Genomic DNA, 7,640 nt, shown 5'->3' with positions numbered 1-7,640 from the left:
ACATGGGAGTTGGTTAAATATGGTTGAATCAGAGCTATCTGTACTTGTCCGTCAATGTCTCCAACGAAGAATTCCGAATATTGAAACTTTAGAAAAACAGGTCTCGGCTTGGGAGTGCGATCGCAATATTAATCAAGTTCGTGTAGATTGGCGTTTTCGTACAGAAGATGCCAGAGTTAAGCTGTCAAAGATTTATCCAACCCCGCAAAATTAATGGGACAGACCACTAGTGGTCTGTCTCATTAAATATGATCGGTAAACTCATTCTTAATTTTTCTTCCTTTGCGCCCTTTGCGTCCTTTGCGGTTCGTTTCTCAACCCCCTCAAAATTAATGGGACAGACCACTAGTTTAACTGTTAACCAACAAGCTGAAATTCTCGCAGAACTTTTAGCTGCTGCGGTTCATCTGCATAATCATTGTGACAAAGATTTTCAGACGCTAATTATTGAGGAAATGGAGAATCTACCCGATGATGAGGATTGACTGGTGATTTTAGTTAAAATTGCGATCGCCAAGCATTATCTAAGCTGACGCTTGAGCGCGAATTTCATTTGGACAGGAACGACCCTGTTCAACATCAGCAATATTAGCAAAAGTTGTTTCTGCAATATTGCGGAGAGCTTCTGATGTAAAAAAGGCTTGATGTCCGGTAATGAGTACATTGGGGAACGTCGTCAGACGTTGGAAAATATCATCTTGAATAATTTCGCCAGACAAATCCTCAAAGAACAATTCCGATTCTTGTTCGTAGACATCCACACCAAGATAGCCAATCTTGCCAGACTTCAATCCCTCAATCACTGCTAGGGTATCAATTAGCGCTCCTCGGCTAGTGTTAATTAGCATCACGCCTGACTTAATCTGTTCTATAGCCTCAGCGTTAATCAAGTGATGCGTTTCGGGAGTCAGGGGGCAATGCAGGGAGATAATATCCGAGTTGGCAAATAGCTCAGGTAGTTCTACATACTTTCCACCTAGCGCCTCCAATTCTGGATTGCGATAAACGTCATAGGCAAGTAGTTCACAGCCAAACCCCTTCATAATCTGTCCTAAAATCAGACCAATTTTGCCGGTACCGACAATCCCGACTGTGCGCTCATACAAGTTAAATCCTAATAGTCCATCTAGAGAAAAATTGCCTTCTCGGACACGGTTATAGGCACGATGAATTTTGCGATTCAGGCTTAAAATTAATCCTACAGCATGTTCTGCTACCCCATATGGTGAATAGGCGGGAACACGGACAACGGTAATTCCTAAGTCCGCTGCGGCTTGTAAGTCTACATTGTTAAACCCTGCACAGCGAAGGACAACCAGCCTAGTTCCCCGTGAGGCGATAAGCTCTAAAGTTTGCGCGTCAACCTGATCATGTACAAATACGCAAACCGCCGGAAATCCGGCGGCGAGGATAGCTGTATCCCGATTTAAACGAGGTTCAAAAAATACTAATTCGTGTTGGGTGGGAGAATTTGCAGCTGATAAAAACTGCCGATCATAGACTTTTGTACTGAAGACTGCTACTTTCATGCAAAACCTCAAGCTGTATGCTCCACAATGTTCGACTACATGATACCTTGACAGTTAAAGAAGCAATGTCTACGACGGTCTATTTGGCATCGCACTTTTGAACATTGTCAGTCTTTAGGATTGCTTCTTGTGCAAGCGATTTCATAACTAAAGCAAAAATTTAGAATTCAAATTGAATGGGGATTAGAGAGTGGTGTTAATTTAAGCTCAAACACTCAATTCCCCTGATGAATTGATAACTGCCAGAGTTCGATTTTATAACAGAGATGGCTATCAAAAATGCTGCGTGCTGCTAACCCTTCGACAATGGGCTTTTCCAGCCAGCGTTTGAATGCTAAACGACCGATCGCATGTAATGGTGGGACTGCGATCGCTACCAAATCTGCAATATATTTGACGGTAGTTAGCCCAAAAGTCCGAAAGTTATCAACACACAAGTCAATCGTTGGTGCAACTTGGGTGGAAATGTCTTCAGTCTTAATTAACTTGAATCCAGCCTGTTGCAAGGCCACCTGAAGCTCGCTAGCGACATGACAATTAGAAAAAATGCCCTCTCTATATCCAGCATCAGAGCGCATCATATCCGCAAGCAATAGATAGCCACCACTATTTAATAAACGAGCTGCACCTTGAGCCAAATCGTCAACAGCAATATATTGGCTACTTTCACTGAACAGAACTAGGTCATAGGAGTGTGAGGTGTGAAAATCTTCAAATCTGGTTAAGTAAAAAGGCACTTGCCCGTTCGTATTCTTGATAAACTTCTCTTGTTGGAGTGCATCGGGTGCTAATCCCTCAACAATAAAGCCGCGATCGCACAAAAATGCCGCGTTACCACCAATACCGCAACCTATATCAATCACAGTTTTGGTACACTCTGGAATAAAACTCAAAAGCTTCGCTGCATAGGCTTCTTGAGCCGCACGCAGGCGAGTTAGGGTCAATTCCTCACCCTTAGTAGGTAGTGGCTCCCAATACCCGTAATGCAGATAAGAGGAATCTGTGAGTCCCATGTAATAATCTATCGCCGCATTTTGGTAGCGAGTTGGTTTGGAAATGTTGATTGATTTTGGTTTTTGCATTGAGGCTAAGTTTTAAGGCATTAAGCTTGGTTGAAATTCTTCCCAACGTTTGCAAACTTGTTCGTAGCAATCGGGTGGAGTAATTTTTAGCTGGTGTAAGAAATTGACCTCAATTTGAGGATCAGCCTTTAGCACCAGAAGAATATCTTGATGGGGATTGTATATTGCAACTGCTGAGAGGATGGATGAAATCATTGATGAGCTAATTGATTGCGAGATTGTCCCACAACCCTGACGCGATCGCAAATAAAACCCAATCAGATCACAAGGAAGAAATTGGATAGTGAAAGGAACCGTATCGAGACTTGTAATTGAAGGATGAGTAACTTGAGTATCCACATCACAAATTACAACCCCCCGCCCAAATGACTGAAATCCTTTCCATGCTGTGTAACCTATTACCAGCAGATTAGTGTGAATAAAGCTGTTTTGCCAGTAGCCAAAATTTCCTTGCCAGACACTCTTTTCCGGTCGCATTTGTTTCCTCCTATAGAACTTTACAACAACTTATGTTTAATTTTGCCCACTTATTTAGTGGTGGAATCTTTGCTAAAATACCCGTTTTCAAAGGTTCAGGTTGTTTTGAGCAAGACAGTAAACCATCAGACTTGGTGTAATATTGACTTGCACATTCCAGTACAGCAGATGCACAGCCATCAACGGGTAAATCGCCAAACAGATAGGTTGATTTCCCTTCTGCTGTAAACGCAACAACACAAGAATAGTTACAAGCACTCATGCATTTTGCTCTGGCTCTAAGTTGACTATCCCCTTACAGCGTGAGCTATTTACATGAAAATAGTTGTATTAGCAACAATTAACTAAGCTGATGCGCGTCTAAAGTATATAAACACTCTTGATGGTCGTTAACTGATGACTGTTGACGGTTAACAGTCATCAGTCATCAGGTAAATGTACAAATTAAATGCGTAACAGCTTAGTAGCACCAATACTTGTGCCTAGAAAAACTAGCACAATTGATAGCTACAATTAGAGGTGCAATTTATACCATAAATTAACTGTCTATCGTCTCGTAGCAAGCCATAATCTTCTGTAGCGAATCTCTGGCTCTTTAAAGAAGTGAGACTGACTAATGGTAGAAATATTTATACTTTTGTTCATCTGTACCTCGCAGACGTGTAGAACTTATAAGTCAACTTCGGCGGGCATTCTGACTCTGAGACATGAGTCTCATCACAGCTGCGGGACAGCGCCGGATTTACACCGGACTTTCCCCGTTTCCTCTAGTGGCTGACCTCTACTAGAACCGAGTGAATTTTTTAAGTATATCACCGTTCAATAGTTCAGACAGTTTTTTCATGGCTCTATATAAATACATCTGTGGGTGTCATTGACTCACTAGGTAATTGCAGCAACCACGATGATGGTAAATGTCTTTGGCTTGGGCGTTCCCGAAGCATTCCGTTACGCAGATAAAACGATAATGTTATAGTAGTATAGGAAATATGGTAAAATGTACCTTACTTCATGCCATTTGAATACTCAAATGTGTGAATAATATAACTGGAGAGGTGTCCGAGCGGTTCATGGTGACGCACTCGAAATGCGTTTTGGGGAAACCCAACGGGGGTTCGAATCCCCCCCTCTCCGTTTAAAAGATTTCTAAAGAACTGGACAAAGCGATAATGTTTGGCTTCATAGCTGGCAGGTATGATTATTTATAAGTATACGAGATTATACTTCAGTATTTACTTAGCCAAATATTACCCAACTACACTAAAATATACACCGTTAGGATAGATTTTTGGGATAAACTAATGCCATTGTGTGAGGAGTGAACGATGGCAAATCGCAGCATGGCGAGAGTGCTCTCATTTAGTTTTATCAGCATCTGTTTATATCTGGGTATTAGTATAGGAGTCGTTATCCGGCTTGGGCAATCACAGCGATTAAACGCTGCTACTACACCTACCGAGCCTGTGCAATTTCCATTAGCTATCCCTGAACTTACGCCATCAACAACAGAAGAACAAACCTTTCCAGAAACTATTACTATCAAAGCCGTTGGAGATATTATTCCCGGCACTAATTTCCCTAACCATAGATTACCTCGGTTTCGAGATCAATTATTACCAAAGTCAGTAAGAACTCACTTGCAGGGATCTGATATCCTGTTTGGTAACTTTGAAAGTAGCTTAACTAATTATCCCTACACTGCCAAAGATATTAGTCGAGGACAAGTCTTTGCCTTTCGTTCCCCACCGGGATATGCCCAGCTATTTGCTGAGGCTGGTTTTAATGTGTTTAATATGGCGAATAACCATGCAATGGACTTCGGCCCGGTAGGGTTCAAAGATACAAAGAAAAATCTTGAGGCTGTAGGCATTGCAACATTAGGTCATAAAAATCAAATTCTTTATTTAGAAGCTAACAATATCCCCGTGGCAATGGTGGGGTTTTCTCCTTATGAAATGTATAATTCTATTCATAATTTAGGAGCAGCCCAAGCACTCATAACAGAAGCTAAAAATAAGGCCAACATTGTAGTAGTATCGATGCACGCTGGAGCCGAAGGAACGGGGGCACTACATGTTAAGAATCAGACAGAGTTTTTTTATGGAGAAAACCGAGGTAATTCGATCAAGTTTGCTCGAAACATGATTGATGCAGGAGCAGATTTAGTACTAGGACATGGGCCTCATGTTCCGAGAGCGATGGAAATCTACAAGGGAAAAATCATCGCCTATTCTTTAGGAAACTTTTTGGGATATCGAACTTTATCTACAAATGCCCAGACGGGTGACTCTATGATTCTAGAAGTCAAACTTAACTCTGCGGGAGATTTGGTATCAAGTAAAATTATCCCCGTGCGGATGGATCGGCAGGGAATCCCTCAAATTGATCAGCGTTTTCAGACTGTGAAACTTATGCGTTATTTGAATAATCAAGCTTTTCCCAAAAATCCGTTGAAGATTAATAAGAAGGGGGAAGTTATTGTACAGAAGCTTAAATAATTTAGCTAAAGATGAAACAAGAAAGAAAAAGCTGCTCTTATATTGGCAAGAGGCGTTCAATTGTAGATTGTAAATTTTGGATTTTATATTGAAGAAAAAATCTAAAATTGACTAATTGACTAATTATCATCTTCTAGCTTTTCCTGAAATTTCTGCTCATTCAGGGGTTGACTATCAGTCGGAGAATTTTGCTTTTCCAGTGTTGGTACTACTACAGCAGAAGGATCTGACTGTTTAGATTCTGTCGGTGGTACTGCTGGTATAACCACAGAATTTGACGGAATCACCAGTTGAGGGGAAGCAGAATTCTGATTAGAAGCGGGTAAGTTATTTTGTGGCAATGGTGCGGGGGAAGCATTACGAGATGAACGGATCGCCCGTAGTTTTTCGACTAGCGAGGGTGTGGGGGAAACGCTAGGTGAAGGTGTGGATTGCTCCAAATCGCCGCGTTGTGATTCTTGTGTAGGGCTGCTGGGAGTTTCTTGTGGGGAAGAACGACGATTACGCCGACGCTGCTTGGAATTAGAAACAGGGGCTGATTCGGTTCTTGAGGTGGTGTTAGTCTCTTCACCATTCTCTAGGCTAGGTACTTTCGCGGCTGGTTCTTGAGTTGGCTGTTCAAAAAGCGGCTTTGCGGTTGGCTGCGGCTGAGATTTAGGTAAGATGCTAGTGATGCCAAAACCTGCTGTAGCAGCAACCAGTGCTACACCTAAACCTATAAATATTTTAGATGACCCCAGCTTTTTTGTTAGTACATTTCCCTTAGTCATGCCTGGGTTGGGCTGTGCCAACGCAGATGGTTGATGAATGCGATTTTGGGCAGTTTTCCCAATTAAAGTTGCTGCCTGTTGGGCAGATAAATTGACAGTTGGTACTGCATAAGTGGGTAGGGCTTGCGGTGTCATATTCGGCCCATTTCCAGGTAGCAGTTGTAACCATTCAGCAACTGTCGCTGGCCGAAAACGAGACTCTACCGCCATACCGCGCATTACGGCCTGGTTGACAGAAGCACTCAAGTGTGGTTGTAGTTCGCGGGGGGAAGGCATTTGCTCGCGATCGCGCAATAATGCTGGCATAGGAACTTGGGCTGTTAACAGTGCATACAAGGTTGCGGCTAAACCATAAACATCCGTGGCGGGTGTGCGCGGCGCTTGCGTCAAGTACTGCTCAATTGGAGAATAGCCCTCAGAAACCAGGCCCGTGTGGGTCTGCCTCACGCCGCCATTAAATTCCCTGGCAATGCCAAAATCAATCAGTACTACTTCCTGGGTTCCTTGACGAAGGATAATATTATCTGGCTTGATATCTCGATGTAACAAACCATTGTTATGTACTACCTGCAAGGCTGCCCCAATTTGCCGGATGTAATGAATTGCTGTGGCTTCAGGTAAAGGTATCCCTGGTAATACAAATGCGTCTCCCAAGGTTTCGCCAGGAATGTATTCCATCACCATGTAAGGCAGTCCAGCTTCCACAAAAAAGTCACTGACTCGAACTATATTTGGGTGAATACACGTAGCTAATCGTCTGGCTTCATCTTGGAATTGGCGCTCGAATTTCGCAAAATCAGGATGTTGTCGCAGCCGTTCATTGATGGTTTTCATCACCACCTCGTGACCTAAGTAGTGATGCGTAGCTTTAAACGTAATGCCAAAGCCACCCCGCCCTATTTCTTGAATTAGGGTATATTTTCCATCCTGCAAAATTGTGCCTGCTAACATAAAGAGTCCTGATTTCTGAGTCCTGAGTGAGCAGATAAATAGCGAGTTTTGAGTCTTGGGGAATTTCCAAAAAATTTTCCCATATTTTTGGGCAGGGTTTTCGCTTGTCTATCTTACGGGATGATTTGGTTGTTGGAATTCCCTAAGCGGGAAAACCTTCCCCTGATCGCAATAGTTTTATCTTTTTCATAGGATAACGCGAGAGACAAGAAATCCTAAAGGAGCAAACAGGCTCAAGCTGTCTCCCACGTCCGTGATATCAGTGAGGAACTACGACTTTACATGCTAGTTGCTACAATCCCAAAGAGCTACCTAACCTATATTACTTAAAAT

At 42.6% G+C, this 7,640-nt stretch carries 6 protein-coding genes, 1 tRNA gene, 2 pseudogenes and 1 riboswitch; of the genes and pseudogenes, 4 read left to right on the top strand and 5 right to left on the bottom strand.

The genetic code is table 11. The annotated features are described in order from the left end of the window. A pseudogene (locus F8R90_RS20540) lies at nt 1–214 on the top strand (IS630 family transposase); the annotation flags it as partial. A 118-nt stretch (nt 215–332) separates the two neighbouring features. Further along, nucleotides 333–485 (top strand): hypothetical protein, encoded by a 153-nt coding sequence (locus tag F8R90_RS20535; RefSeq protein WP_196512222.1) that lies wholly within the window; start codon nt 333–335, stop codon nt 483–485. A 39-nt stretch (nt 486–524) separates the two neighbouring features. Here F8R90_RS20535 and F8R90_RS20530 read toward each other — a convergent pair whose 3' ends face one another. The 4 genes and pseudogenes from F8R90_RS20530 to F8R90_RS20515 all read right to left on the bottom strand — a co-directional run. Continuing rightward, nucleotides 525–1,529, bottom strand: a complete 1,005-nt coding sequence (locus F8R90_RS20530; protein WP_190895634.1) for a 2-hydroxyacid dehydrogenase — start codon at nt 1,527–1,529, stop codon at nt 525–527. A gap of 215 nt (nt 1,530–1,744) precedes the next feature. After that, a complete protein-coding gene (locus F8R90_RS20525) occupies nt 1,745–2,611 on the bottom strand; it encodes a class I SAM-dependent methyltransferase (RefSeq protein ID WP_196512217.1) in 867 nt (288 codons plus the stop codon). 12 nt (nt 2,612–2,623) lie between these two features. Then, on the bottom strand, nt 2,624–3,088 hold the full coding sequence (locus F8R90_RS20520) for a hypothetical protein (protein ID WP_196512216.1): 465 nt from the start codon (nt 3,086–3,088) through the stop codon (nt 2,624–2,626). Between the two features lie 10 nt (nt 3,089–3,098). Then, nucleotides 3,099–3,356 (bottom strand): annotated as a pseudogene (locus tag F8R90_RS20515) (DUF1636 domain-containing protein); the annotation flags it as partial. 398 nt (nt 3,357–3,754) lie between these two features. Next, nucleotides 3,755–3,898, bottom strand: a riboswitch (cobalamin riboswitch). A 239-nt stretch (nt 3,899–4,137) separates the two neighbouring features. Between F8R90_RS20515 and F8R90_RS20510 the strand changes: the two are divergent. Next, nucleotides 4,138–4,222: transfer RNA gene (locus tag F8R90_RS20510), tRNA-Ser, on the top strand. Nucleotides 4,223–4,413: 191 nt separating this feature from the next. After that, on the top strand, nt 4,414–5,586 hold the full coding sequence (locus F8R90_RS20505) for a CapA family protein (protein ID WP_196512214.1): 1,173 nt from the start codon (nt 4,414–4,416) through the stop codon (nt 5,584–5,586). Nucleotides 5,587–5,705: 119 nt separating this feature from the next. Here the strand turns inward: F8R90_RS20505 and F8R90_RS20500 are convergent, their stop codons facing one another. Continuing rightward, the gene (locus tag F8R90_RS20500) at nt 5,706–7,307 is read right to left on the bottom strand and encodes a serine/threonine protein kinase (RefSeq protein WP_196512213.1); all 1,602 of its coding nucleotides are present in this window, start codon (nt 7,305–7,307) and stop codon (nt 5,706–5,708) included. Between the last annotated feature and the right edge of the window lie 333 nt (nt 7,308–7,640).

This window comes from Nostoc sp. NZL, assembly GCF_015714705.1.
In the GTDB taxonomy this organism is placed as follows: Bacteria; Cyanobacteriota; Cyanobacteriia; order Cyanobacteriales; family Nostocaceae; genus Nostoc; species Nostoc foliaceum_A.
The sequence above is the reverse complement of the archived record's forward strand: the minus strand, read 5'-3'. Positions and strand labels throughout refer to the sequence as shown.